21 protein-coding genes are annotated in these 24,892 nt (G+C 55.2%); 10 read left to right on the top strand and 11 right to left on the bottom strand.

Translation table 11 applies throughout. The annotated features are described in order from the left end of the window. Positions 1 to 136 precede the first annotated feature (136 nt). The 4 genes from ABA45_RS12860 to ABA45_RS12845 form a co-directional block, all read right to left on the bottom strand. Positions 137 to 1,753, bottom strand: coding sequence for an NAD(P)/FAD-dependent oxidoreductase (locus ABA45_RS12860; RefSeq protein ID WP_048386696.1), 1,617 nt, complete (start codon positions 1,751 to 1,753; stop codon positions 137 to 139). Next, complete coding sequence (locus ABA45_RS12855) at positions 1,750 to 2,028, bottom strand: hypothetical protein (RefSeq protein ID WP_048386695.1); 279 nt, start codon at positions 2,026 to 2,028, stop codon at positions 1,750 to 1,752. Before ABA45_RS12855 ends, ABA45_RS12860 begins: the two co-directional genes overlap by 4 nt. A gap of 57 nt (positions 2,029 to 2,085) precedes the next feature. Then, positions 2,086 to 3,123, bottom strand: coding sequence for a nucleoid-associated protein (locus ABA45_RS12850; protein WP_048386693.1), 1,038 nt, complete (start codon positions 3,121 to 3,123; stop codon positions 2,086 to 2,088). Between the two features lie 99 nt (positions 3,124 to 3,222). After that, complete coding sequence (locus tag ABA45_RS12845; protein ID WP_084708346.1) at positions 3,223 to 3,630, bottom strand: PilZ domain-containing protein; 408 nt, start codon at positions 3,628 to 3,630, stop codon at positions 3,223 to 3,225. A gap of 236 nt (positions 3,631 to 3,866) precedes the next feature. Between ABA45_RS12845 and rimO the strand changes: the two genes are divergently transcribed. Continuing rightward, positions 3,867 to 5,210 (top strand): 30S ribosomal protein S12 methylthiotransferase RimO, encoded by a 1,344-nt coding sequence (gene rimO, locus ABA45_RS12840; protein WP_048386689.1) that lies wholly within the window; start codon positions 3,867 to 3,869, stop codon positions 5,208 to 5,210. Between the two features lie 78 nt (positions 5,211 to 5,288). On the opposite strand, the gene oadA is transcribed toward rimO, so the two are convergent. Then, on the bottom strand, positions 5,289 to 7,094 hold the full coding sequence (gene oadA / locus ABA45_RS12835; protein ID WP_048386687.1) for a sodium-extruding oxaloacetate decarboxylase subunit alpha: 1,806 nt from the start codon (positions 7,092 to 7,094) through the stop codon (positions 5,289 to 5,291). Positions 7,095 to 7,113: 19 nt separating this feature from the next. Then, the gene (locus tag ABA45_RS12830) at positions 7,114 to 8,529 is read right to left on the bottom strand and encodes an acetyl-CoA carboxylase biotin carboxylase subunit (protein ID WP_048386685.1); all 1,416 of its coding nucleotides are present in this window, start codon (positions 8,527 to 8,529) and stop codon (positions 7,114 to 7,116) included. Between the two features lie 155 nt (positions 8,530 to 8,684). Here ABA45_RS12830 and ABA45_RS12825 point away from each other — a divergent pair, with 155 nt between their 5' ends. Then, the gene (locus tag ABA45_RS12825) at positions 8,685 to 9,635 is read left to right on the top strand and encodes a LysR family transcriptional regulator (protein ID WP_048386682.1); all 951 of its coding nucleotides are present in this window, start codon (positions 8,685 to 8,687) and stop codon (positions 9,633 to 9,635) included. 19 nt (positions 9,636 to 9,654) lie between these two features. Here ABA45_RS12825 and gatB read toward each other — a convergent pair whose 3' ends face one another. The 3 genes from gatB to gatC are packed head-to-tail and all read right to left on the bottom strand — an operon-like array spanning position 9,655 to position 12,944. Next, a complete protein-coding gene (gene gatB, locus ABA45_RS12820; protein ID WP_048386680.1) occupies positions 9,655 to 11,130 on the bottom strand; it encodes an Asp-tRNA(Asn)/Glu-tRNA(Gln) amidotransferase subunit GatB in 1,476 nt (491 codons plus the stop codon). A 21-nt stretch (positions 11,131 to 11,151) separates the two neighbouring features. Beyond that, complete coding sequence (gene gatA / locus ABA45_RS12815) at positions 11,152 to 12,609, bottom strand: Asp-tRNA(Asn)/Glu-tRNA(Gln) amidotransferase subunit GatA (RefSeq protein ID WP_048386678.1); 1,458 nt, start codon at positions 12,607 to 12,609, stop codon at positions 11,152 to 11,154. Between the two features lie 47 nt (positions 12,610 to 12,656). After that, positions 12,657 to 12,944 carry an Asp-tRNA(Asn)/Glu-tRNA(Gln) amidotransferase subunit GatC gene (gene gatC / locus ABA45_RS12810; protein ID WP_048386676.1) on the bottom strand — a complete coding sequence of 96 codons (288 nt, stop codon included), beginning with the start codon at positions 12,942 to 12,944 and terminating at the stop codon, positions 12,657 to 12,659. A 658-nt stretch (positions 12,945 to 13,602) separates the two neighbouring features. On the opposite strand from gatC, the gene ABA45_RS12800 reads away from it, so the two are divergent. The 8 genes from ABA45_RS12800 to ABA45_RS12770 all read left to right on the top strand — a co-directional run bounded on the left by ABA45_RS12800 (position 13,603) and on the right by ABA45_RS12770 (position 22,867). Continuing rightward, entirely contained in the window at positions 13,603 to 14,643 is a 1,041-nt protein-coding gene (locus ABA45_RS12800; protein ID WP_041635632.1) for a rod shape-determining protein, read from the top strand. Positions 14,644 to 14,678: 35 nt separating this feature from the next. Beyond that, a complete protein-coding gene (gene mreC, locus ABA45_RS12795; protein ID WP_084708345.1) occupies positions 14,679 to 15,569 on the top strand; it encodes a rod shape-determining protein MreC in 891 nt (296 codons plus the stop codon). Next, the gene (gene mreD / locus ABA45_RS12790) at positions 15,569 to 16,045 is read left to right on the top strand and encodes a rod shape-determining protein MreD (protein WP_014871991.1); all 477 of its coding nucleotides are present in this window, start codon (positions 15,569 to 15,571) and stop codon (positions 16,043 to 16,045) included. Before mreC ends, mreD begins: the two co-directional genes overlap by 1 nt. Before the next feature lie 20 nt (positions 16,046 to 16,065). After that, positions 16,066 to 16,671: a Maf family protein gene (locus tag ABA45_RS12785; protein WP_048386672.1), complete on the top strand. Its 606-nt coding sequence runs from the start codon at positions 16,066 to 16,068 to the stop codon at positions 16,669 to 16,671. Then, the gene (rng, locus tag ABA45_RS12780) at positions 16,668 to 18,158 is read left to right on the top strand and encodes a ribonuclease G (protein WP_048386670.1); all 1,491 of its coding nucleotides are present in this window, start codon (positions 16,668 to 16,670) and stop codon (positions 18,156 to 18,158) included. Before ABA45_RS12785 ends, rng begins: the two co-directional genes overlap by 4 nt. A gap of 37 nt (positions 18,159 to 18,195) precedes the next feature. Beyond that, complete coding sequence (locus tag ABA45_RS12775) at positions 18,196 to 21,420, top strand: YhdP family phospholipid transporter (protein WP_227506031.1); 3,225 nt, start codon at positions 18,196 to 18,198, stop codon at positions 21,418 to 21,420. Then, positions 21,321 to 21,917, top strand: coding sequence for a YhdP family protein (locus ABA45_RS19430; protein WP_264753017.1), 597 nt, complete (start codon positions 21,321 to 21,323; stop codon positions 21,915 to 21,917). Before ABA45_RS12775 ends, ABA45_RS19430 begins: the two co-directional genes overlap by 100 nt. Positions 21,918 to 22,024: 107 nt before the next feature. Continuing rightward, positions 22,025 to 22,867, top strand: coding sequence for a carbon-nitrogen hydrolase family protein (locus ABA45_RS12770; protein WP_048386669.1), 843 nt, complete (start codon positions 22,025 to 22,027; stop codon positions 22,865 to 22,867). Between the two features lie 39 nt (positions 22,868 to 22,906). Here the strand turns inward: ABA45_RS12770 and yjgA are convergent, their stop codons facing one another. Next, complete coding sequence (gene yjgA / locus ABA45_RS12765) at positions 22,907 to 23,431, bottom strand: ribosome biogenesis factor YjgA (RefSeq protein ID WP_048386667.1); 525 nt, start codon at positions 23,429 to 23,431, stop codon at positions 22,907 to 22,909. Positions 23,432 to 23,514: 83 nt separating this feature from the next. Next, the gene (mgtE, locus tag ABA45_RS12760) at positions 23,515 to 24,876 is read right to left on the bottom strand and encodes a magnesium transporter (protein ID WP_048386666.1); all 1,362 of its coding nucleotides are present in this window, start codon (positions 24,874 to 24,876) and stop codon (positions 23,515 to 23,517) included. Positions 24,877 to 24,892 lie beyond the last annotated feature (16 nt).

Here is a 24,892-nt window from a genome sequence, read left to right as displayed (position 1 = left end):
CAGTCAGGATTTTCGGGCAAGAAGCTTTCGGAATCATTTTGAGAAGAGCGACTTGGCATTGTAACGGGGCGATCATTCCGCAACCAGCGTTGTCTCGGTAATCTTCCAGATTTGCAAGGCTATGGCTCCGACGTTTTTATGCGGACTTCTCATGCCGGGTGTTGATACTGAGCGCCATAGCTTCGGCGACTTTAATGCCGTCTATGGCCGCTGACAGAATGCCACCGGCATAGCCCGCACCTTCACCGGCGGGGTACAAACCTTGGGTGTTGATGCTCTGAAAATCTTTACCGCGCTTTATACAGATAGGTGCAGACGTTCGGGTTTCCACACCGGTCAATAGCGCATCTTCCAAAGCAAAGCCTTTAATTTTTCTGTTGAAAACCGGAATGGCTTCGCGAATAGCCTCGATACAAAAATCAGGCAGCGCTTTCGACAAGTCGGTCAGTTTGACGCCGGGCTGGAAAGAGGGCTCTACACTGCCAACCGTTTCGGAGGACGTTCCTTTTAAAAAGTTACCCACTTTCTGTGCTGGCGCATCGTAGTTGGAGCCACCTAACACGTAGGCATTACGTTCGAGTGCTCGCTGGAAATCGATTCCTGCCAATGGATTACCCGGATAATCTGACGGATCAATACCCACGACAATCGCACTGTTGGCATTACGCTCAGCACGAGAATACTGGCTCATACCATTGGTCACCACGCCATGTTCCTCCGAAGCGGCAGCCACCACAGTGCCACCCGGGCACATGCAAAAGCTGTATACAGAGCGCCCACTTTTACAATGATGAACCAACTTGTAGTCGGCTGCACCCAGAATCGGGTTGCCCACATTTTTGCCAAAACGCGCTTTATCAATGACGGATTGTGGGTGTTCGATGCGGAAACCAACAGAAAACGGCTTGGCCTCGATATATACCTTGCTATCGTAAAGCATCTGGAAAGTATCGCGGGCACTGTGACCAATCGCCAGCGCGATGTGTCTGGAATGGATTACTTCGCCATCGGCTAATACCACACCGGTAATCTGGCTGTTGTCGATTTGCACACCGTCAACGCGGGCGCTGAAACGTATCTCGCCTCCCAGTTCGATGATTTTCGCACGTATCTGCTCAACCATAGTGACCAGTCGAAAAGTACCTATGTGCGGCTTACTGACAAACATGATCTCGTCCGGCGCTCCTGACGCCACAAATTCGGTTAATACCTTACGACCGTAGTGATTCGGGTCTTTCACCTGGCTGTAAAGCTTACCGTCAGAGAAGGTTCCGGCACCGCCTTCCCCAAACTGCACATTGGATTCGGTATTAAGGATTTTCTTGCGCCAAAAACCAAAGGTGTCTTTCGTACGCTCACGCACCTCTTTGCCGCGATCCAGAATAATGGGTTTATAACCCATCTGCGCCAACACCAAACCGGCCAACAGACCACAGGGCCCAAAACCGATGACAACCGGGCGTTCCTGTAAATCTGCCGGAGCCTTCGCTACGAACTGGTAGCTCATATCCGGAGTTGCTTTAACCAGCTGATGTTTAGCAAATTTTTCGATCAGGGATTCGTTATGGGTGGTCTCAACATCGAGCGTGTAAATAAGCATGATATTGGTTTTTTTACGGGCATCGTATCCGCGCTTATGCACGTGAATGCTCACCAGATCGTCGGCCGTGATTGATAAACGATCCAATACTGCGCTGGTCATCGCTTGATCATCGTGATCAAGCACCAGTTGAATATTCGTCAGCCGTATCATTTTGAAACACCCTCAACTTCAACCACCGTTCTAACGTCAGATCGCTCAATAATCTTCACCAGGGTCGATTGAATCGCTTCGTCTTTCCGGGCGTCAGTATCGCTCGAAAATGCCTGCTTCTGAGGCTCTGCGTTCTCCTGGGCAACAAATGAAATAACAACTTTCGTAGCGGAGTCCGACGTCTTTCCAAAGTATTCCAACGAAATCAACGGATAGCCATCAAAGCCCTTTTTTACCAGCTTTGCGATCCGTTTTTTTGCCTTATCGATATTCATAATAAAAGCCTGCTGATAAACAGCTTAAAAAAATGAGTATAAATGAAATGGGCCAATTTACTCCTCGCGAGTATCAAGATAACGCTGCAACTGCTCCCGCAAAACCTTTGGCAAACGAGTAATCGTCAAAGAATCCTTGTCGCGGTCATAATAAACCGCCTGATTCATCAAATCCGACGAAAAAGACACGCTCATACCACCACCCGATCCCCCAATGCGCACCAGCTTCTTCACCTTACGATGATCCGGATGCAGCACGCCGCTTGCGGGCAACTCAGCCGTTTTACTGGCGAACTCGCGGAAACGCTCAGGTTGGTCCTGATCGAGATAACCCGACAACGCCTCGATGGCCACCGGTTCTCCCAGAGCGTGCTGTTCCTTACAGAATTCATAGGCGCGGTTGCGCACTTCGCCCGCTTTACCCGGCTGCTCGGTTTTTGCGAAAGCTTCCACCGCGTCCAGAAACGTCAGGGTTTCTTTTTCTACATCTACTTGATTGGTAAAACCGCACAAACGAATAAACAGTTCACCCGGCTCAGCGGTGCCGCGGGCGTGTACCAGCGTCAAATAGTTGCTGTCGCTGTCGCTGCTGGCACCGCCACCGCCATTACGCTGCCAGTCGGTAAGCTCGATTCGCAGCGCCAGGTTCAACCGTGAAAGGCTGAGAATGTCGGTGGCATCTAACGCCTGGTTACCATCGAATCGCATGGCGCTGTCTGCTTCTACCACCAGCAAGTACGCAACCTCTGTATCCGCCAGGGCCTCGTGCACCAGCATCAAATGGCCGTGATGCTCTTCCTGGCAGCCGCTGAGCAGTTCCTGCCATTGATCGAACAGCCGGCTGCTCATGGCCGCAAAGCCCTGTTTGCCTTCCAGATAATCTTTCAGCCAGGTGCTGAAAGGGCTTTCGCCGATATCGTCAGAGAAACGGCCGAATTTCTTTCCGGGTTTGGCGTTGAATAGACGCTTCATCTGTTTGTGCAGGGCCTCGTAATCGCCACCAGGCTCTTCCAGAGCTTCGCCGCTGCGCAAGCGTGCAGGTTGCCCCGGCTGGTATTGGCTGGCGAAAGCCGTGCGAAGATATTTGATTGCCATGAAATAGCGGGTCCCTGATGGATGGTCGAATAACGCCGAGTCTGATTACAGCTCAGCTGGCCGGGTATTGTAATGGTTTCGGCGGGGAGTTCGGGGCTTTCAGGTAAATTTGCCGCGTTCATTAAGAAGACTGCGTACATACTGGTCAACACAAGCGCATCCACCGCCCTCAAATTCTTCAAATTGAATGCCAACCTGAAACCGGTCTTGGGCAATTCGTCGAAAATGCACAATATTACCTGCGGCGATAATAACCGGCTGTGTCGGTTGCATGGGCACGGAAAAACTGGCTTTCACCGGCACGGGGTTTCCCGGCGCCAGCGCCCGGTTGCCCTGAGCCAGAAGGTTCGCCGTCGATTGATTGCAAGATACCATCACACCTGAACGCGACAAGTTTGCCGTTGTGCAACTGCACTGGCAACCATCTGGCCTTTCAATAACGATATCGGTCTTGACGTCAACCCGTTGCTGATCGCGTAGATTTGGTTGTGCAGATGTGAATTTCATAGGCAGTGGTCGGGCTCAATCAGTCTGAGGTTATATGGTTAAAATTCATTTGGTTCACAGTGTGGCAGATTATTCGCTTTTTTACGGATGGATGTTCACAAATTTTCACTTGGAATGATCCATTGTCGATGGAGCAGGTTTCGGCTTTTGCTGTAGCGGCGCGCTCGTGTGGTGTAAAATGTGACTTCCATTTATTTGCGTTGATACGCCCTGCATCAGGAACTACGAACCGCTCTATGATAGAAAAGACCGAAAATACAAAAGCCAGTAACGGCAAAGTTGGTTTTATCAGTCTGGGTTGCCCTAAGGCCCTGGTAGACTCCGAGCGTATTCTGACCCAGCTGAGGTTGGACGGGTATGACGTAGTACCAACCTACAAAGACGCCGACATTGTGGTGGTAAACACCTGCGGTTTTATTGATGCTGCGAAACAGGAGTCTCTGGACGCCATTGGTGAAGCTATCAGTGAAAACGGTAAAGTCATTGTCACCGGTTGTATGGGCGTTGAAGCAGACAAAATCCGCGAAACCCATCCCGGCGTGCTGGCGGTATCGGGACCCCATGCGTATGAAGAAGTGGTCGGTGCGGTACACCAGTTTGTGCCGCCCACCCGCAAGCACGACCCGTTCACGGATCTGGTGCCGCCCCAAGGTATCAAGCTGACACCGCGGCACTATGCCTACCTGAAAATCTCCGAAGGCTGCAATCATCGCTGCACTTTCTGCATTATTCCGTCGATGCGCGGCGATCTGGTCAGCCGTCCCATTGGCGATGTGATGGATGAAGCTCAACGTTTGGTCGACGCTGGTGTTAAAGAACTACTCGTTATTTCCCAGGACACCTCGGCCTACGGCGTAGACACCAAGTACCGCACCGGTTTCTGGCAGGGGCGCCCGATTAAAACCAAAATGCAGTCGCTGTGCGAAGCGTTGGGCGAAATGGGTGTTTGGGTACGCTTGCATTACGTGTATCCGTATCTTCATGTCGACGACATTATTCCGTTAATGGCCGAAGGGAAAATTCTGCCGTATTTGGACATTCCGTTCCAGCACGCCAGCCCGAAAGTGCTGAAAGCCATGAAGCGCCCTGCCCACGACAGCAAAACTCTGGACCGCATTCGTAAATGGCGGGGAATCTGCCCGGAGCTCACCATTCGTTCCACCTTTATTGTGGGCTTCCCCGGTGAAACCGAAGAAGATTTCCAATACCTGCTGGATTGGCTGGACCAGGCGCAGCTGGATCGCGTTGGCGCATTCACCTACAGCGCCGTTGAAGGGGCCAAGGCCAACGAAATTGAAGGCGCCGTGCCGGAAGAAGTAAAAGAGGAGCGCCTGGAACGATTTATGACCAAGCAGGCCGAAATTTCAGCGGCCCGTTTGCAGGCTAAAATTGGCACCACCATTGACGTGCTAATTGACGAAGTAGACGAGGAAGGTGCCATCGGGCGATCAAAAGCCGACGCGCCAGAGATTGATGGCATGGTGTATCTGAACGATGCCACGGATTTGGTGCCCGGGCAGATTGTTCGGGCGATGGTGGACCACGCGGACGAGCATGACCTTTGGGCGACTCTGACCTGACGGGCTATTGAACGTAAAAAGCCGTCTCTGATCTCAGAGGCGGCTTTTTGCTTTTATTCAAAACAGATTTCACCCTAATCAGACGATATCGATCAGCATTTCACCCGGGGTTACCCGGTCGCCTTTGGTGACGTAAATTGCCGCGATTTTGCCGTCAATGTCAGCGTGTACTTCGGTTTCCATCTTCATCGCTTCGGTGATCAGTACGGCTTGACCGGCACTCACCGTGTCGCCTTCTTTCACCAGAACCTCGACCACATTGCCGGGCATGGCGGTGCTGACGTGGCCGGGCATGGATGCCTTTTTGCGGCCGTTGCTGCTTTGTGCCACATAGTCGTTGAGGGATTCAAACACCACTTCTTCCGGCATGCCGTCAAGTGACAGATAGAGTTTGCGTTTACCTACACCGGATTCACCGGAGCCGGTGACCGCCACTTCGTAGCTCTCACCGTGCACTTCAATGCGGAATTCGGTGGCAACACCGGTGACCAGGCGGTCACCGGATTTTGTTTCCGGTGGCAACAGGGCCTCCGGCACCAGTGTGCCGTCTTTGCGTTGCTGCAGGAACTCGCGGCCGAGGTCAGGGAACATGGCGAAGGTGAGCACGTCTTCCTCGTTAAGGGCCAGATCGCCAATGTCTTTGCGCAGTTTGTCCATTTCGGGGCTGAGATGGTCGGCCGGGCGGCCTTCGTCAACGGTTTTATTGCCAATGGCTTTTTTGCGCAGGTCGGCGTTCACCGGCGCTGGCGGCCGACCATAGCCACCCTGCAGGTAGCGTTTTACTTCGTTGGTGATGGTTTTATAGCGCTGGCCGGCCAGTACGTTGTATACCGCCTGGGTACCGACAATCTGTGAGGTGGGCGTAACCAGCGGTGGAAAACCGAGGTCTTCCCGCACCCGCGGAATTTCATCGAACACTTCGCGGATGCGGTCCAGCGCGTTCTGTTCTTTGAGTTGGTTGGCCAGGTTGGACATCATGCCGCCGGGTACCTGATTAATCTGAACAGACACGTCTTCGCGGGTGAACTCGCTTTCGAACTGCCGGTACTTCTTGCGAACTTCGCGGAAGTAATCGGCGATTTCGCTTAGCAGATTCAAATCCAGGCCGGTGTCGTAATCGGTGCCTTTCAGCGCGGCCACCTGGGATTCGGTTGCCGGATGACTGGTGCCGGAGGCGAACGAAGAAATGGCCGTATCCATACGGTCTACGCCGGCTTCAATGGCTTTGAGCTGGCACAGAGGTGCCAGGCCGGAAGTGGAGTGGCTGTGGATCACCAGCGGCAGATCCACTTTCGCCTTGATGGCTTTGACCAGATCGTAGGTGCCGTAAGGCGTCAGCAGTCCCGCCATATCCTTGATGGCGATGGAGTCGGCGCCCATGGCCTGCATGTCTTTGGCTTGCTGAACAAACAATTCTGCGGTGTGCACCGGGCTGGTGGTGTAGCAGATGGTGCCTTGGGCATGCTTGCCGGCTTTTTTCACCGCTTTCATCGCGACTTCGATGTTGCGTAGATCGTTTAGCGCATCAAACACCCGAAACACGTCGACGCCATTTTCTGCGGCTTTTTGTACAAAGGCCTCCACCACGTCGTCTGCGTAATGGCGATAGCCCAGAAGATTCTGGCCCCGCAACAGCATTTGCAGGCGTGTGTTGGGCAGCGCTTCCCGCAGCTTTTGCAAGCGCTTCCAGGGGTCTTCTTTCAGAAACCGTACGCAGGCGTCAAAGGTGGCGCCGCCCCAGACTTCCAGAGACCAGTAGCCTACCTGATCCAACTTGCCGCAGATGGGCAACATGTCTTCAGTGCGCATGCGGGTGGCAATCAGCGACTGGTGCGCGTCACGCAGAATCAGGTCGGTTACTTCAATTCGTTTTGCTTTGCTCATGATCTTATTCTCCTGCGAATTACCAGCCGGAGTGCGCGGCGATGGTGGCGGCAATGGCGAGCGCAATGGCACTGGGGTGGCGTTTGGTGGAATATTTCAAAAGTTCCGGGTGGCTGGGCACAAAGCTGGTGTCAAAGTTGCCAGCGCGGAAGTCTGGATGCTCCAGAATCTGCTGGTAGTACTGGGCCGTGGTTTTGATGCCGTGCAAACGCATGTCGTCCAGAGCGCGCTTGCCGCGGGCGATGACTTCGTCCCAGGTCAGCGCCCACACCACCAGCTTCAGGCACATAGAGTCGTAATAGGGCGGGATTTCGTAGCCGGTGTAGATAGCGGTGTCCACACGTACGCCGGGGCCGCCGGGCGCGTAGTAATGGGTAATACGGCCAAAACTGGGCAAAAAGTCGTTTTTCGGATCTTCCGCGTTGATGCGAAATTGCAGCGCATAGCCACGGAACTGAATGTCTTCCTGGCGATAACTCAGGGGCAGGCCGGCAGCGATGCGCAGTTGTTCACGCACAATATCCACTCCGGTAATGGCCTCGGTGATGGTGTGTTCCACCTGCACCCGGGTGTTCATTTCCATAAAGTGCACTTCGTTGCCGGCCAGCAGAAATTCCACGGTGCCGGCGTTTTCGTAGCCTACGGCTTCAGCCGCCCTCACTGCCAAGGCGCCAATGTACTGTCGTTGCTCCGGCGTGAGCTGCGGACTGGGTGCAATTTCAATCAGCTTTTGGTTTCGCCGTTGTATCGAACAATCGCGTTCGAACAAGTGAATAACGTTGCCGTGACTGTCCGCCAGTATCTGCACCTCAATGTGGCGCGGATTCACAATGCACTTTTCCATAAACACTTCGGCAGAGCCAAAGGCCTTGGTGGCCTCAGAAATGACGCGCGGGTACTGGGCCGTCAGTTCCTGAGGTGTGTCGCAGCGGCGAATACCCCGGCCGCCGCCGCCCGAGGTGGCTTTCACCATGACCGGGTAGCCAATCTCGTTGGCCAGTTTCAAGGCTTCCTCCAGATCTGCAAGGTTGCCGTCAGAGCCGGGGGTGATGGGTATGCCGGCGGCGCGCATGCTGTCGCGAGCTTGGGTTTTATCGCCCATCTTGTGCACAACGTCGGATTTTGGGCCGATAAACGCCACGCCTTTTTGTTCGCACAAGCGGGCAAAGTTGGCGTTTTCTGATAAAAACCCGTAACCGGGGTGAATGGCGTCGCAGCCGGTCTCTACCGCAAGGTTAACGATGCGGGCCGGGTCCAGATAGCCTGCCAATGGGTCTTCGCCCAAAGAGTAGGCTTCGTCGGCGCGCTTTACGTGCAGGCCATAACGGTCTGGCTCGGTGTAGATGGCGACGGAGCGTATCCCCATTTCCGCACAGGCCCGCACAATGCGGACGGCGATCTCGCCGCGGTTGGCGATGAGTACTTTCTTCAACATGGGAGACTCCTCATTTCTGCGTCCCTAATGAAGGTAATAAAACCCGAATGGCGAATTCAAAAAGAGTAGCGCCCTCGACTCTTTTGTAAAAATTGGTATTATTTTGCTTGAGTATAAGTAATCCCTTATGAGTCAATTTAGAAAGGCCCAGTGCCATGCCGTTAAGCATTCAAAACCTCGCCAGTCGCCTGACCTTTCGTCAGCTTCAGGTGTTTAAAGCGGTTTACGATTTGAAAAGCTACAGCAAGGCAGGGGAGTTGTTGGGGTTGACGCAGCCTGCTATCAGCAGCCAGGTGCGTCATTTGGAACAGGCACTAGGGTTGCCGATGTTTGAGTATGTTGGGCGCAAGCTTTATTGCACCGCCGCCGGTGAGGAAATGGCGAAATGTGTGCGTTTGGTGTTTGCTGCCCTGGAGCAGGTGCAGAACAATTTGGCGGCGCTGGAAGGGCAGGTGGCCGGAGAGTTACGCCTGGTGGCCGTGAATACGGCGCAATATGTGGTGCCTTATATGTTGGGGGCGTTTTTGCAGCTAAACCCGCAGGTAACCGTGTCGGTGTCGGTGGTAAACCGCGCAACGGCGCTGCAAAGGCTGAATGACAACGCTGATGATCTGGTGATTATGGGTATGGTGCCGGCGGAGCGGCCATTGACGTCTTTGCCGTTTCTGGACAACGAGCTGGTGCCGGTGGTGCCGCGGGGGCATCCGTTGCTTGATCAGGCGAGCGTGAGCGCCCAGGCGTTTCTGGACAGCGGTTTGTTGGTGCGTGAGAGCGGCTCTGGCAGCCGCCTGGCGCTAGAGCTGCACTGCCAGAATCAGCGTTTGCGGGCGATTCCAAGTATGGAACTTGGCTCTAACGACGCGGTGAAGCATGCGGTGCTGGCAGGCTTGGGGGTGGCTGTTTTGCCGAAGCTGGGGGTGCTGTCCGAGTTGGCCCTGGGCAGCCTGAGCATTGTGAATATCGCCGGGTTTCCACTAAGGCGCAGCTGGTGCGTGGTGTATCCCCAGGCGCGCCACCCAACCCCGGCCATGCGGGCGTTTATTGATTATGTGCAGCAGAACATCCGCCGGTTTGAGCAGTTGTTCCTCAGGCACTCCGAGCAATAGAAGGGCCTGAGGCATCACTTTAGGCGTTGAGTTTTCTTTGCAGAATTTCGGTGAACAGGCGAGGGTTACCCTGGCCTTTTGAGGCTTTCATTAGCGGCCCCATAAAACCGCCCATCAGCTTCTTCCGCTTTTTTTCGTCGGCTTCCTGAAACTGGGCAATCTGCTCGGGCATGCCCGCCAGTACTTCATCCACAATGGTTTCCAGAGCGCCGGTGTCTGAAACCTGTTTTAGGCCTTGAGCTTCTATGATGGCGTCAGCCGCATTACCCTCAGAGCCGCCATCGCCATTCCACAGTGCTTCAAACACCTTCTTTGCGCCTGAGGACGACACCGTGTTGTCTGCGATGCGTGCGACAAGCTGGCCCAGTTGGGCGCCGCTGATGGGCGCCCGCGCTACGGTTTCGTTATCTGCGTTCAGGCGCGCTGAAAACTCGCCCAACACCCAGTTTGCGGCCAGCTTGGCGTCTTTGCAGTGACTGACGGTGTCTTCAAAAAACGCTGACAGGCGAGCGTCGTCGCTCAACAGACTGGCGTCGTAGTCGCTCAGGTTATATTGCTCTTTGAAGCGTGCTTTGCGGGCGTCGGGCAATTCTGGCAACAGAACACGCGCACTTTCGATAAAGGCGTCATCGATCACCACCGGCAGCAGATCAGGGCAGGGGAAGTAGCGGTAATCGTTGGCTTCTTCTTTGCTGCGCATAGAGCGCGATTCATCGCGATCGCCGTTGTACAGGCGGGTTTCCTGAATGATGCGGCCACCGTCTTCCAGAATGTCCATCTGCCGCGCTACTTCATGGGCGATGGCCTGCTCCATAAAACGGAAGGAGTTCAGGTTTTTGGTTTCAGTGCGGGTGCCCAGGGTGTCAGAGCCTTTGGGCTTGAGTGAGATATTCACGTCAAAGCGCAGCGAGCCCTGGCTCATATCGCCATCGCAGATGCCCAGAGATGACACCAGGCTGTGCAGCTTTTTGGCGAAAGCGACGGCTTCTTCGGCGCTGTTCATATCCGGTTCGGTCACAATTTCGATTAGCGGTGTGCCAGCACGGTTTAAGTCGATACCGGTCATGCCCTGGCCACGCTCATCAAAAAGAGATTCGTGCAGGGATTTGCCAGCATCTTCTTCCAGGTGGGCGTGGTGGATGCGAACGCGCTTGCTGCGGCCGCCGGCTAAATCAACGTCCACAAAGCCCGAGCCCACAATAGGGTGGTCCAGCTGCGTGGTCTGATAGCCCTTTGGCGAATCCGGGTAAAAGTAGTTTTTGCGGTCGAACACCGAGCGCCGGCCAATTTCGGCGTTCACCGCCAAGCCAAACATCACTGCGTAGCGGAAGGCTTGTTCGTTGGGCACCGGTAAGGTGCCGGGCATGGCCAGGTCGACCGCGCTGGCCTGGGTGTTGGGCTCGGCGCCAAAGGCGGTGCTGGAGCCGGAAAAAATCTTGGTTTTGGTGGCAAGCTGAGCGTGTATTTCCAGCCCGATCACAATATCCCACTGCATAACGGTTCTCCTGATTCAGGCTTACTGGGGAAGTTTCTGGTGCCAGTCGGTAACCTGCTGGAACTGATGGGCTGCGTTCAGCAGGCGCGCTTCTTCAAAATAATTGCCGATTATCTGTAGGCCCACCGGTAAACCGTCGACAAAACCGGCCGGTACCGACATCGCCGGAACGCCCGCAAGATTGACTGCGATGGTGAATATATCTTCCAGGTACATGGTCACCGGGTCGCTGGTTTTCTCGCCTTGGACAAAGGCGGGCGACGGTGATACCGGGCTCATCAGAACGTCCACTTCTTTAAACGCGTCGATGAAATCCTGTTGAATCAGGCGACGTACTTTCTGTGCCTTTAGATAGTAGGCGTCAAAATAGCCGGCGGAGAGGGCGTAAGTGCCTACCAGTATGCGGCGCTTAACTTCGTTACCAAAGCCTTCGGCACGGGTGCGGGTGTACAGATCGTTCAGATCCTGCGGCTTGTCGCAGCGGTAGCCGTAACGCACGCCGTCAAAGCGCGATAGATTGGCGGAAGCCTCGGCCGGAGCGATGACGTAATAGGCGGCAATGGCCAGTTCGGCGTGGGGGAGGGACACTTCTTTCACCGTGGCGCCCAGCTTTTCGTATTCCTTCACCGCGTTGCGCACCTGCTGTTCCATGGCGGGATTGAGCTGGTCGGAGAAATACTCTTTCGGTAGGCCCACACGCAGGCCTTTTAAAGGCTGGTTCAGAGTTGCGGTGTAATCCGGCACGGTGCGATTAGCAGATGTAGAGTCTTTTGGGTCAAACCCGGCCATTACATTTAGCATCAGCGCGTTGTCTTCGGCGGTGCGTGCCATGGTGCCGCCCTGATCCAGGCTAGAGGCGAAAGCGATCATGCCGTAGCGAGACACCCTGCCATAGGTGGGCTTCAAGCCGGTCACGCCACACAGCGCTGCCGGTTGGCGAATGGAGCCGCCGGTGTCGGTGGCGGTGGCAGCAGGCACCAGGCGTGCGGCGATAGCCGCTGCAGAGCCACCTGAAGAGCCACCGGGTACGCGCTTCTCGTCCTTATTCAAGCCCCAGGGGTTGGTCACCGGGCCAAAAAAGCTGGATTCGGTAGACGAGCCCATGGCGAACTCGTCCATATTGGTTTTGCCCAGGCACACGGCGCCGGCGGCGCGAAAATTGGCCACAACCGTAGCGTCATAGGGCGGTACAAAATTAGCCAGCATTTTCGATCCGGCAGTGGTCGCAACGCCATTGGTGCAGAAAATGTCCTTATGGGCAAAGGGTATGCCGGTCCAGACGCCGGCGTTGCCAGCCGCACGCTGTTCGTCAGCGGCTTTGGCATCGGCCATGGCAAGGTCTTCGGTGACAGTTATAAAGCTGTTGTACTGGCCGTCTTCTGCTTTGATGCGATCGAGGAACTCGCGGGTCAGTTCCACGCTTGAAATCTTGCCGCTTTCCAGTTCGCGGGAAAGCTCTGCTACGGATTTTTTATGCATGTTCAATCCTGATGGTGTGGTTCGTCCGATCACTCGATTTCCTTCGCTCACTCAATCACTCGGGGTACAAGATAGAGGCCGCTCTCAGTGGCGGGCGCTATGGCCTGGAAGGCATCGCGCTGGTTGCTTTCGGTAACTTCGTCGGCGCGCAGACGCTGTACCGCATCCAGTGGGTGGGCCAGAGGCTCTACGTGGTCAGTGTTGGCGGCGCTGAGTTGGTCAACCAGGCTGAGGATGTTGCTCAGGTCGTTTTCCAGTGCGGGTATCTGCTCGTCATCAAGACGGATACGGGCCAGCACGGCGACTTTTTCAATGTCTGCGCGGGAAATGGTCACGTTGACTCCGGTTTTTCGTATTTGATATTCAGACTCCGCCGCAGCGTTTTTACGGCGGAGTTTATATCGACCTCCATCCGCTCTGTCTGAGCTGAGTAATTAAGGTCGATATGGTAACAGATTCGTGGCTTTGCGGGAGACGCGCGGTGGTCTTCTTAAGATGACGTCTGGTCGTCTTCGAGAACCTGTGTTGAAACCTATTCAACTGACCTGGCGTCTTCAGCATGTCTTCGGAGGTGGAGTCGCTGCGCTTCTCGCGCACTTGGCTGGATAGGTGAGTGTCCGGGGTCGTATTGAGCGCTTCATCGGCTGGGGTCAGGGGATTGCAGTCGGTCAAACTGCTGGCGAGCGTTAGAACCATCAATAAAATTGAGGCATAAAGAACTTTCATAGCAAACATCTACTATTGCAGGTTGATCCGCCTAATTACGGCATTGATATCGACTATTATCAACCTAATCAATGTCTAATTGCTGACTCTCGTCAAACCACACGGCATTCAAAGTGGTATTTTGCCCTGTAAGTGCATGACGGTTCGTTCATGCTGGGGTAGGTCATTTGCTTTTGCGAAGGCTGCGCCTTGCCTGTGCGTGGGGGCGCTGCTAAAGTTGCCGCATCTTTTCGCAGCCGCCACTCTCAGGTTGAAACTACACGAATGTTGATTAAAAGACTCCGAGGATTATTCTCTAGCGATCTGTCCATTGATTTGGGCACCGCAAACACTCTTATCTACGTGCGCGGTCGCGGCATTGTATTAAATGAACCTTCCGTTGTAGCTATCCGTACCACTAATTCGCAGAAAATGGTTGCCGCTGTTGGCGCCGAAGCCAAGCGAATGCTGGGCCGCACCCCGGGCAATATAAGCGCCATTCGCCCGATGAAAGATGGCGTAATTGCTGACTTTGTGGTGACGGAAAAAATGCTTCAGCACTTTATTCACAAAGTGCATGAAAACAGCTTTATTACCCCCAGCCCTCGAGTATTGGTGTGTGTGCCGAGCAAATCCACCCAGGTGGAACGCAAGGCCATTCGCGAGTCGGCGATGGGTGCGGGTGCGCGCGAAGTGTTCCTGATAGAAGAGCCAATGGCGGCAGCCATCGGTGCAGGCCTTCCAGTCGAAGAAGCCAGCGGCTCAATGATTGTGGATATTGGCGGTGGCACCTCTGAAATTGCCATTATTTCTCTGAACGGTATTGTTTATGCCGATTCGGTGCGGGTAGGCGGTGACAAGTTTGATGAAGCTATTGTCACGTACGTGCGTCGTAATTACGGCAGCCTGATCGGTGAATCCACCGCGGAGCGCATCAAGCACGAAATCGGCTGCGCCTACGAAGGTTTGGAAGTTCGTGAAATTGACGTGCGTGGCCGCAATTTGGCTGAAGGCGTGCCGCGGGCGTTCACGCTGAACAGCGAAGAAATCCTAGATGCTCTGCAAGAGTCCTTGGCGCAAATTGTCCAGACCGTTAAAAGTGCGCTGGAACAGTCGCCACCGGAACTGGCATCTGATATTGCCGAACGCGGCATTGTGCTGACCGGCGGCGGCGCCCTGTTGCGTGGGCTGGATAAATTGATTAGTGAAGAAACCGGCCTGCCGGTGATCGTCGCTGAAGATCCCCTGACCTGTGTCGCCCGTGGTGGTGGCAAAGCGCTGGAAGTGATTGATCGCGGCGGCATTGGAATGTTCTTCCAAGAGAGCTGATCCCGTGGGGAGAACAAGTTATTAAAACCATATTCGTGCAGGGGCCGGTTCCGGGATTCCGGTTGCTGTTGATTGTGGTGTTGGCGCTGGGGTTGATTGTTGCGGACGCCCGCTTTGACAAGCTGGCAGTGGTACGCAGTTCGCTGGCCACGGGACTGACACCGGTCTACTGGCTGGGCAACGCGCCCACTCAATTTTCGGATTGGGTTAGCAGCCTGTTCGTCAACAAAGATGACCTCAAGCGTGACAACGACGAATTGCAGGCGCGGCTGCTAATTCTGGAACGTCGTGCTCTGAAATATGCCGCTCTGGCCTCCGAAAATAATGAACTGCGCCGCCTGATGAATTCCTCTGAAGTGCTCGACGACCGCGTTATTGTCAGCGAAGTTGTGAGCGTGTCGCCTGACCCATTTGCCCATGAACTGGTCATCAATAAAGGCCGCAGTGACGGTGTTCACGAAGGTCAGGCGATACTGGACGCCGGTGGCCTGATGGGGCAGGTGATTCAGGTCAGCCAGATAACCGCTCGCGTTTTGTTGGTATCTGACAGCAGTCATGCGGTGCCGGTAGAGGTGGTGCGCAATGGCCTGCGGGCTATTCTGCTGGGCACCGGTAAAGCTAACAGTCTGGAACTGGTGCACGTTCCGGATACGGCCAACATTCGTGAAGGTGATTTACTGGTGAGTTCCGGCTTGGGCGGGCGTTTCCCCCGCGGCTATCCAGTCGCTAAAGTGAGCCGAATCAGCAAGGAACCTGGCGAACCTTTTATCACTATTGAAGCCACACCCACCGCCAAACTCAATCAGAGCCGTATGTTGCTGGTTGTGTTTCAAGCTCTAGTCTCCGACAACAAACGTTTAGAAGATGAGCTTGACCCTGAGAAAGGCGGCACGAGTGCGGGCGATCGTTTGCAGAAGGAACGCTGATGCTGTCTGTGATTAGCTATCCGGTGTTTGCTCTGTCGGTGCTGCTGGCGCTGACGCTGAGCATTGCTTCGGTGCCTTCCGGGTGGCTGGAATTTCGCCCCGAATGGCTGGCGTTAATGGTGTTTTACTGGACCGTGCGTGCGCCTGCGCAATTTGGTGTTTTTCTCGCTGCCGCTCTGGGTCTGTTGCTGGATGTGCTCGAGTCAACACCGCTGGGTGTCAACGCCATGGCGATGGCGGTTGTGGCGTTTCTGGTTCTAACCGTACACCAGCGCCTGCGCATGTACCCATTGCCACAACAGTGCGCCATTGTGTTTCTGCTGCTGGGTATTAATCAGATGGTAGTGCACGTTATCAAACAGTCTCTGGGGGCAGATAATACCGGTTTCGGGTATCTGTGGCCGGCGCTGACCAGCGCGGTAGTTTGGCCCTTCCTGAGCCTGGTGCTGGACAACATAAATCGCCGACTGGGCTAGGCCCGCACAAGAGGCAGTCAATGCAGACACTGATACTGGCTTCGGCTTCTCCACGCCGCGCCGAATTATTGCAGCAAATTGGTGCACTCTTTGATGTGTGTCCTGCCGCTATTGATGAAACCCCTCGCCCCGCTGAGCCTGCCGCCGATTATGTTGAACGCATGGCGCGAGAAAAAGCGCTATTCGTGGCTGCTGCCGCGCAAGCCGGTGCATTGGTATTGGGCTCGGACACCTCGGTGATAGTGGACGGCATTATTTTGGGGAAACCCGCTGACGCTGCCGATGCGGGGGCCACACTGGCAGCGTTGTCTGGGCGCACACACCAAGTGCTCACCGCCGTAGCGCTGGCAAGCGCGGATGGTTGCCGTTCTTGCCTGGTAACCACCAACGTAAGTTTTTGCACTTTAACGAAGGCACAAATTAACGCCTACGTCGCCACTGGTGAGCCCATGGACAAAGCCGGCAGTTACGGCATTCAGGGCCTTGGCGGCATGTTTGTTGAGCAATTGCAGGGAAGTTACAGTGCGGTGGTGGGTTTACCGCTTCAGGAAACCGCGGCATTGCTGAGCGCAGCAGGCTATCCTGTGTGGAACCAGTGGCCATGCAGTAAGGAGCGCCAATCATGAGTGAAGAAATTCTGATCAACGTAACACCGGTAGAAACCCGTGTTGCGCTCGTTGAAAACGGGATGTTGCAAGAAGCCTACATTGAGCGCGCCAGTCGCAAAGGTATTGTCGGTAACATTTACAAAGGCAAAGTGGTGCGGGTGCTTCCGGGCATGGAAGCTGCGTTTGTTGATATCGGCCTTGAGCGTGCGGCCTTCATTCACGCGTCCGATGTGCTTACCAGTCAGCCAGGTAGTGATGACATCAGCGACGGCCCCCGTGTGGTGCCAGATATTCGCACCTTGCTGCGCGAAGGTCAGTCGCTGGTGGTGCAGGTCACTAAAGATCCTATTGGCACCAAAGGCGCACGCTTGACCACCCAGCTTTCAATTCCTTCCCGCTATCTGGTTTTTATGCCGGGCGTTAATCACATTGGCATCTCCCAGCGCATCGAAGACGACGCCGAACGTGCCCGGCTCAAGGCGATTGTAGATGGAGCCGCCTCAGAGCAGGCGTCCTCCGTGGCTATTCAGGGTGGCTACATCATCCGTACCGCCGCAGAAGCCGCCAGCGCAGAGGATCTGACCGCCGACATGAAATATTTGCACCGGCTTGGCCAGTCTATCAACGAGCGTATGGAAAAAGTTCAGGCGCCAGCGGTGATTTATCAGGATCTGCCGCTGTTTATTCGCACCATTCGCGATCTGATTCGTCCTCAGACTGAAAAAGTGCGCATCGACAGCCGTGAAAGCCATCAGCGGGTGATGGAGTTTGTGCACGAGTTTGTTAGCGAGTTTGCTGACAAAGTGGAGTATTACCCGGGTGAGCGCCCGATTTTTGATCTGTATTCGGTAGAAGATGAAATCCAGAAGGCTCTTAGCCGCAAAGTGCAGCTAAAATCCGGCGGCTATGTGATCATCGACCAAACCGAAGCGATGACCACGATTGACATCAATACCGGGGCCTTTGTTGGCCACCGCAATCTTGAAGAAACCATTTTTAAAACCAACCTGGAAGCGGCTCGTGCCATCAGCCGCCAGCTGCGACTGCGTAATCTGGGCGGCATTATTATTATCGACTTTATCGATATGGACGACGCCGAACACAAACGCCAGGTGCACCGCATGCTGGAGAAAATGCTGGAAAGGGACCACGCCAAAACTAAAATTACCGGGGTATCCGAACTGGGCCTGGTGGAAATGACCCGCAAGCGCACCACCGAATCTTTGGGCCAGGTGCTGTGTGAGCCCTGCCCGATCTGCGACGGCCGTGGCTTTCTGAAAACGGGTGAAACGGTGTGTTATGAAATTTTTCGCGAAATATTACGGGTGAATCGCGCTTATGACACCGAAAGCTATCTGGTAATGGCGTCGCAAAGCGTTGTTGATCTGTTGGTTGATGAAGAGTCGGATAATGTGGCCGATCTGGAAACCTTCATCTGCAAAACCATTCGCTTTCAAGTCGAACCTTTCTACAGCCAGGAGCAGTATGATGTTGTGCTGTTGTAAGCTTGCTGCTGGCAACCGGTGTTTGGGGTAAGGCTCGGTGTCAAAGCAGGAATCTCCGCCCCCGGCCCCGAATTCCTTGCCGCTGCGCTGGTTAGCGCGTTTGTCTGCGCTGGTATGGTGGCTGGCGCTGGCTTTGTTGCTGCTGTTAGCTCTTTATGCCGGTTTGGGGCGCCAGTTGACTGCGGACATGAACCAGTACCGCGATACTTTGCAAACCCAGCTGTCGGAACAGCTGGGCTACACAGTCAGCATTGCTGAGCTGTCGGCGCGTTGGTATTGGCTAAACCCGGAATTCAGTGCAAAAGATGTGGTAGTCACAGAGACCGGCCTGGACGAGCCTTTGGCCTACCTGAGACATCTGCGAATGCGTGTGGATTTTCTGGCCTCGGTGTTGCGTTTGCGCCTGGTGCTGGAAAAGTTCGAGGCTGACGGCCTGGATCTGGCCCTGCGCCAGAAAGTGGCTGGTCAGGTGGTCCTTGCCGGCAGCGGTATTGAGGTTAGCGACAATTCGTTGCAACGCTTGGTCGCTTTGGCCGAACGCTGGCTTTCAAAACCTTTTGTCCGCATCACACGCATTCAGCTAGCCGTTACCGACAGCAGTGGAAACCTGCGTCAACTGGATATTCCGCAACTTGATCTGCTTTATCAGCGCGGTCTTTTCCGCGCTTCTGGCCGCGCTATGCAAGCCGGCACCAATCAGCAACTGGCCAGTTTTCGTCTGGTAGGCCGGCGCTTTCTGTTGGGTCAGTTCACCGGTCAACTATACGTAGACGTTGCTTCCGGGCGCCTGTTTGATGGTTTGATCGATGACTATCGCTGGCGTGATATGCGGGTAGAAGGCTTTGATATGGGCGGCCAGGCCTGGCTCAGCTTTCGTGACGGCCAGTTGGAGCAGGTCAACGGGACCTTGCGCACTCCCTACTTGCAATTGGGTGTCGGCGCCATGTCGCTGGCTCCGCTGGAAGACATTCGCGCCCGCTTTGGATGGCGCCGCGACGAGCAAACGCCCGGCGGGATCGGTGAATGGCACCTGCGGCAGTTGCAATGGCGTTGGAACGGCGATCAGGTGTCGCCATTCAGCGCACGACTAACAACGCTGCCCAACAGTTCTGCCGAGGCCGGTACTGAATCCGCTGGTTTAAGATTCGTGGCTGATGCGCTCCCCCTGCGGCCATTGCGCCGGCTTGTGGCGGCATTGCCGCAGCTTGCCCGAGCGGCGTTGGACGACTACAAACCCGCAGGCTTTCTGGATGCTGTGAGGTTGGACATACCCCATGCGGACCCAGCTGATTTTCAGCTCAGCGCCCGGCTGCGCGATGTCAAAGTTAACGCACACAACGGCGCGCCGGCTGCCAGCCATGTGCAAGGGCATATCTACGTTGACCGCCGTGGCGGCTACGTGGATACCTATGCCGCAGAGCAGCCGGTAGAAATAGAGTTTCCTGAACTGTTTTCGGCACGCTGGCAGTTTCCCCGCTTCAAAGCTCTGGTAGCCTGGCAGATTGACGGTGCTCTGATACGGGTTTTTTCTGAAGGCATGCGCCTCGGTTTTGGTGAGCAGACCGAGTTAATTGGTAGTTTTGATCTGCGCTTGGATCAGCACGGCGATGACAATCTGGGTTTGCAGGTACAGATTGAGAACGGTGACGCTGCAATGATTGCGGACCTGGTGCCAGAGTACGCCGTAGCACCGGAGCTCTATAAATGGTTGACGACCGCCATTGAAGCCGGCGGGATTTCCTCTGGCGCTTATTACGGCCACGGCCAGATTGGCGCTGGGGCGCCAGCGGAGTCGTTTATGTCGGCTATGTGGTACCAATTTGAAGACGCCATTTTGCGCTATGACTCAAAGTGGCCGGCGGTGACCGGCGCCCGCGGCCGGGTGGAGGTTCATAACGGCTCGGCAGTGGTCAGTGTAGAACAGGCAAATAGCGGTGGCTTGCAACTTCGGCCGAGCACCGTGCGGCTGGTGACTGATAACGAAAGCCCAGTGGTGAGCGTTAAAATAGCGGCTCAAGTGCCCGCGAAAGCCGTCGACCTGTGGATGAAGGACAGCCCACTGAGAGAGGTTGTCGGCGACGGTCTAAGTCAGATTTCGTTTACCGGCAGTGCAGATTTGAATCTGGCTTTGCGCTTACCCTTAAATCAGCCCCGGCAATTTTCAGTGGATGCCCTGGTGGCGGCCAGCGATGTTGGTTTGCAACATCTGCCTTCAGGCCTGAAATGGACGCAGATTCGCGGGCAGGCCCGGTATCGCAGTAAACAGGGTTTCAGCGGCGCTCCGATGCAGGGCGTGTTTGAGGGCCAGCCTGTCACCATAGGTTTCGCCAGTAACGAACCGGACGGGGTAACCGTCACCCAGAGTGGCCAGTTGGGTGCTGAAGCCCTGAGGCAATTAGCGGGTGTAGGGACTGACGCCAGTTACGGCATCAGTGGAGCGTTAACCTACAGCGCTGATCTGGTTCTTATGGCGGCTAGTCCGCCGGAGTTGGAACTGTATTCAGACTTACGCGGGCTGGCTATAGATTGGCCAGGGTCGCTCGAAAAAGCGACGACCGAGACCGCGCCTTTACGCCTGACTCTGGATTCGTCAGTAAAAGACGGCGTGGCATTTGGAGTGAATTGGGAAAATCGTGGCCATGGCTATGTGCGTACACTGGACACCGGGTTTGATGCCCGTGTGGATTACCTTCAGCTTGGTAGCAGTCGATTAAGTGATATAAACATCAGTGCTCTGGATCTGGACAAGCAATGGACAGTGCGATTGGACTCAGACCTGGTCAACGGGCGCATAGAGGTTCCGAACGACGGCTCTGAGCTAACGGTGGATTTACAACACCTGAACTTACCCCGTAACGATTCGCAGGACTCAGCACTCACTGCAGCGGCGAGCGTTGACTCAGGCGCTGGGGCTGAACTGCGGCCTCAAGACTGGCCTTCCGCGACTGTTCGCATAGCTCAGCTCGCCCTGGCCGGTGAGCCACTGGGGCAATGGTCATTCTTGTTGCGCCCCCAGGCTGGTGGTGTGAGCATCGAGTCTATTGAGGGCAAACTGGAATCCCTGGCGCTGGCGGGTGAATTCAAGTGGCTGTTGCAAGGGCAAAATCAGGTTAGCCGTTTTAAAGGTAGCGTTACGGGGGGCAACTGGCTGAACTTGGCGGGTTGTTTGGTGCGGATGTACCTCTTGAGAACCTTGCGACCAATATTGAACTGGCGCTGGAATGGCCAGGTCGCCCGGACCAGTTCGGGCTCAAGCAGCTGAGCGGCGATATCAGTATGACCCTGGAAGACGGTGTGATTCTGCAACAAAACAACAGCGCCCAACTGTTTCGTGTGTTCAACCTGCTGAACACCGATACCCTGTGGCGTAGGCTGCAGTTGGATTTCTCCGACTTGTATGAACGCGGCGTAGCGTTTGACGCGCTTTCCGGCAAGGCGCAGATTGCCAATGGGCTGTTAACCCTGAACCCCGAACTGCAAATTGTGGGTCCCTCTGGCGCCTTTAAACTCAGCGGCACCACCGATATGGCTTCTGAGAGCCTGGACATGAGGTTGGTCGTGGTGGTGCCGTTAACTCAGAATTTGCCTTTGGCGGCGTTGCTAATGGGGGCAGGAGCGCCGATTGGAGGTGCTCTTTTTGTACTGGATAAAATACTTGGCGATCCGTTAAGCAAGCTGACCAGTGCCAGTTATAAAGTGTCTGGTACTTGGGACGAGCCCAAAACCAGCTTGCAGGGTGTGTTCGGCGCAGGTAACTGAACCCTGCTGCGGTTCGGGTTCATAATCGCGTTGGTCATGTCCACAGGATTAAGGTGCCTGTCAGTAACAATTACATTATTTGGCGATAACAATTGAGGAGTGTGGTGATGACGCAGCAATCCCCGGCGCTTGTGGCGGCCCTGCAAATGGTCAGTGGGCACCAGCTTCAGGATAACCTGAACGCTGCTGCGGCACTTTTACAGCAGGCTGCGGAGGCGGGCGTAAAGGTGGCGGTACTGCCGGAAAACTTCGCAGTGCTGGCCAGTGACCAAATGCTTCCCTGCGGGCAGCAGGAGGCTGGTAGCGAAAGCATTATTCGAACTTTTCTAGCACAACAGGCGAAAACCCTGAAGCTTTGGATTGTAGGCGGTTCATTGCCGTTGGCACTGCGTCCAGACGGTTCGGTCATTGCTGATCGGGTGCGAGCCAGTTGTCTGGTGTTCAATGATCTGGGTGACGAAGTGGCGCGCTATGACAAAATCCACCTATTTGATGCCCAGGTGGACGATGCTCACGGCCAATACCGCGAGTCGGATACCTTCGAAGCGGGGGACCAGGTGGTCACCGTGGACACCCCAGCCGGGCGCCTGGGACTGGCGGTTTGCTATGACCTTCGCTTTCCGGAGCTGTTCCGTGCGCTGCGTGATAAAGGCGCTGATTGGGTGTGCCTGCCCAGCGCCTTTACCTGGAAAACCGGAAATGCCCATTGGCATGCGCTGATTCGGGCGCGTGCCATTGAAAATCAGCTATACGTAGTGGCAGCCGGGCAAGGCGGGCACAACAGCAGCCAGCGCCGCACCTACGGCCATAGTCTGATCTGCGACCCTTGGGGCAGTGTACTGGCTGAGATCAACGAGGACGGCCCCGGTATGGTGACCGCAGCGCTAGACAAACACTGGCTGGATCAGCTGCGCCAGCAAATGCCGGTATGGAGTCATCGCCGCCTGTAGGGGCTTTTACGCAAGCGGTCAGAACCGCTTGCCACTGGCTTACATTTGCTCGTTGGCGTCAATACACTCGCGCAGGTAGCGGAACAGTTTTCGGCCGTGGCCGGCGCTTTGCGGCTTCTGCACTTCATTGCGGGCATTTCGTGCCAAATTGCGCAAATGCTGGATATCCGAATCCGGACAGTGGCTCAAAAACTCGCCAATAATGCTATCGCCCTCGGTGATGATACGGTCGCGCCAGCGCTCGGCCAGGTGATGGCGGCGTGTGTGCTCTACACTGCCGGCGGAGAACGCAGTGATAGCGGCTTGCAACGCTTCGGGGTCGGGCTCCTGACGGATGATCTTGCCAATGTACTGCAGGTGCCGGCGCTTGGCTTCGTTTTGGCGGATGCGGATTGATTCGTCGATGGCGCGGCGCAGCGTGTCGCTGATTTGCAGGCTATCGAGCTGCTCATGGTTTAGCTCCAGCATTTGCTTGCCCATGCTTTGCAGCGCGTGCATCTCGCGCTTGAGTTGGGACTTGCTGGGGCCGTCGTATTCAAACTCTTCTTCGTTATGATCAATCATTAGATTACCGGTTACTTAGGTGTAAAAAGCTATTCAGATGTAAAAATTTAGTTAGATGTAAAGAGCATCGATATGTAAAAAGTTCAGGCATAAAAAAGCGTCGCCAGGCCCAGAAAGGACACAAACCCGACAACGTCGGTGACGGTGGTCAGGATCACACCGCCGGCCAGCGCGGGGTCAATATTACGCGACCTCAGAAACAACGGTAACACGGTGCCTACCAGGGCTGCAGCGACAAGATTGATCACCAGTGCCGCGGCAATAATAGCGCCCAGCATAATATCCTTGAACCACAGGGTAGCCGCGCCGGCCACGACCAAAGCCCACAACACGCCATTCATCGCACTCACCAGAAATTCGCGGTTTAACAACCAGCCGACATTGGCGCTGCTGATCTGACCAACGGCCATACCGCGTATGACCAGTGTCAGGGTCTGGCTGCCGGCAATGCCGCCCATACTGGCCACAATGGGCATCAGCACCGCCAGTGCCACCACTTTGGTAATGGTCTCTTCAAACAGACCGATGACTCCAGAGGCGATAAACGCGGTCATCAGATTAATACCCAGCCAAACCGCGCGCCTGCGCGAGGTTTTCCATACCGGCGCAAAGGTATCTTCATCGTCATCCAAACCCGCCATCCGCATCAGCGAGTGATCGGCATCCTCGCGAATAACATCGACCACGTCATCGATGGTGATGCGACCCAGCAGTTTACCATTTTCGGCCACCACCGGCGCCGAGATCAGGTCATAGCGCTCAAACAGGATGGCAACCTTGGTATCTGACAAAGTCACAGGGATGGGCTCAATATCGGTGTCCATCACTTCACGCACGGTGGCGGCAGGGTTCGATACCAGCAAGGAAGTAACCGGCAGCATGCCGATAAACTCATCGCGACGGCTGACCACAATCAGGCTGTCGGTCATAGGGGGCAGGGTACGGTGGCGGCGCAGATAGCGCAGCACCACGTCAATGCTGATGTCCGGACGCACCGTAATGGTGTCGGTGTTCATTAAACCACCGGCGGTGTCTTCGGGGTACGACAGTACCTCCTCCACCCGCTGGCGGTCTTGTTCGTCCATGGTGTTCAGAACTTCCTGAATCACCGTGTCGGGGAGCTGTTGAAGTAAGTCGGCCAGATCGTCTGACTCAAAATCTTCAATCAGATCGGCCAACTCCTGAGCGCTGAATTTGCTTAGGAAATCGCCCCGGATGTCTTCATTTAGATACTGAAGGACTTCGCCTTCAAGCTGTTTGTCGACCAGATTCCACAGCAGCGACCGTTGCCGCGGAGGCGATGATTCAAGCAGATGAGCGATATCACTGGGGCTGAGGCCGCCATTAAGGATGCGTGCGACTTGTTTCAGGGCGCCACTGTCCAGCGCTTCGCCTAATGAGCGAAGTCGCTGGCGTGCCTGGCTTTTTTCCAGAATATCGGTCATGGCTTATCCGCGGTCA

Origin of the sequence: Marinobacter psychrophilus, assembly GCF_001043175.1 — a bacterium.
In the GTDB taxonomy this organism is placed as follows: Bacteria; Pseudomonadota; Gammaproteobacteria; order Pseudomonadales; family Oleiphilaceae; genus Marinobacter; species Marinobacter psychrophilus.
The sequence above is the reverse complement of the archived record's forward strand: the minus strand, read 5'-3'. Positions and strand labels throughout refer to the sequence as shown.

What these genes read in the sequence shown, in the direction of transcription:
- ABA45_RS12860 (WP_048386696.1), bottom strand. Translation starts at nt 1,753, where the DNA reads ATGATACGGCTGACGAATATTCAACTGGTGCTTGATCACGATGATCAA.
- ABA45_RS12855 (WP_048386695.1), bottom strand. Translation starts at nt 2,028, where the DNA reads ATGAATATCGATAAGGCAAAAAAACGGATCGCAAAGCTGGTAAAAAAG.
- ABA45_RS12850 (WP_048386693.1), bottom strand. Translation starts at nt 3,123, where the DNA reads ATGGCAATCAAATATCTTCGCACGGCTTTCGCCAGCCAATACCAGCCG.
- ABA45_RS12845 (WP_084708346.1), bottom strand. Translation starts at nt 3,630, where the DNA reads ATGAAATTCACATCTGCACAACCAAATCTACGCGATCAGCAACGGGTT.
- rimO (WP_048386689.1), top strand. Translation starts at nt 3,867, where the DNA reads ATGATAGAAAAGACCGAAAATACAAAAGCCAGTAACGGCAAAGTTGGT.
- oadA (WP_048386687.1), bottom strand. Translation starts at nt 7,094, where the DNA reads ATGAGCAAAGCAAAACGAATTGAAGTAACCGACCTGATTCTGCGTGAC.
- ABA45_RS12830 (WP_048386685.1), bottom strand. Translation starts at nt 8,529, where the DNA reads ATGTTGAAGAAAGTACTCATCGCCAACCGCGGCGAGATCGCCGTCCGC.
- ABA45_RS12825 (WP_048386682.1), top strand. Translation starts at nt 8,685, where the DNA reads ATGCCGTTAAGCATTCAAAACCTCGCCAGTCGCCTGACCTTTCGTCAG.
- gatB (WP_048386680.1), bottom strand. Translation starts at nt 11,130, where the DNA reads ATGCAGTGGGATATTGTGATCGGGCTGGAAATACACGCTCAGCTTGCC.
- gatA (WP_048386678.1), bottom strand. Translation starts at nt 12,609, where the DNA reads ATGCATAAAAAATCCGTAGCAGAGCTTTCCCGCGAACTGGAAAGCGGC.
- mreD (WP_014871991.1), top strand. Translation starts at nt 15,569, where the DNA reads ATGCTGTCTGTGATTAGCTATCCGGTGTTTGCTCTGTCGGTGCTGCTG.
- ABA45_RS12785 (WP_048386672.1), top strand. Translation starts at nt 16,066, where the DNA reads ATGCAGACACTGATACTGGCTTCGGCTTCTCCACGCCGCGCCGAATTA.
- rng (WP_048386670.1), top strand. Translation starts at nt 16,668, where the DNA reads ATGAGTGAAGAAATTCTGATCAACGTAACACCGGTAGAAACCCGTGTT.
- ABA45_RS12770 (WP_048386669.1), top strand. Translation starts at nt 22,025, where the DNA reads ATGACGCAGCAATCCCCGGCGCTTGTGGCGGCCCTGCAAATGGTCAGT.
- yjgA (WP_048386667.1), bottom strand. Translation starts at nt 23,431, where the DNA reads ATGATTGATCATAACGAAGAAGAGTTTGAATACGACGGCCCCAGCAAG.
- mgtE (WP_048386666.1), bottom strand. Translation starts at nt 24,876, where the DNA reads ATGACCGATATTCTGGAAAAAAGCCAGGCACGCCAGCGACTTCGCTCA.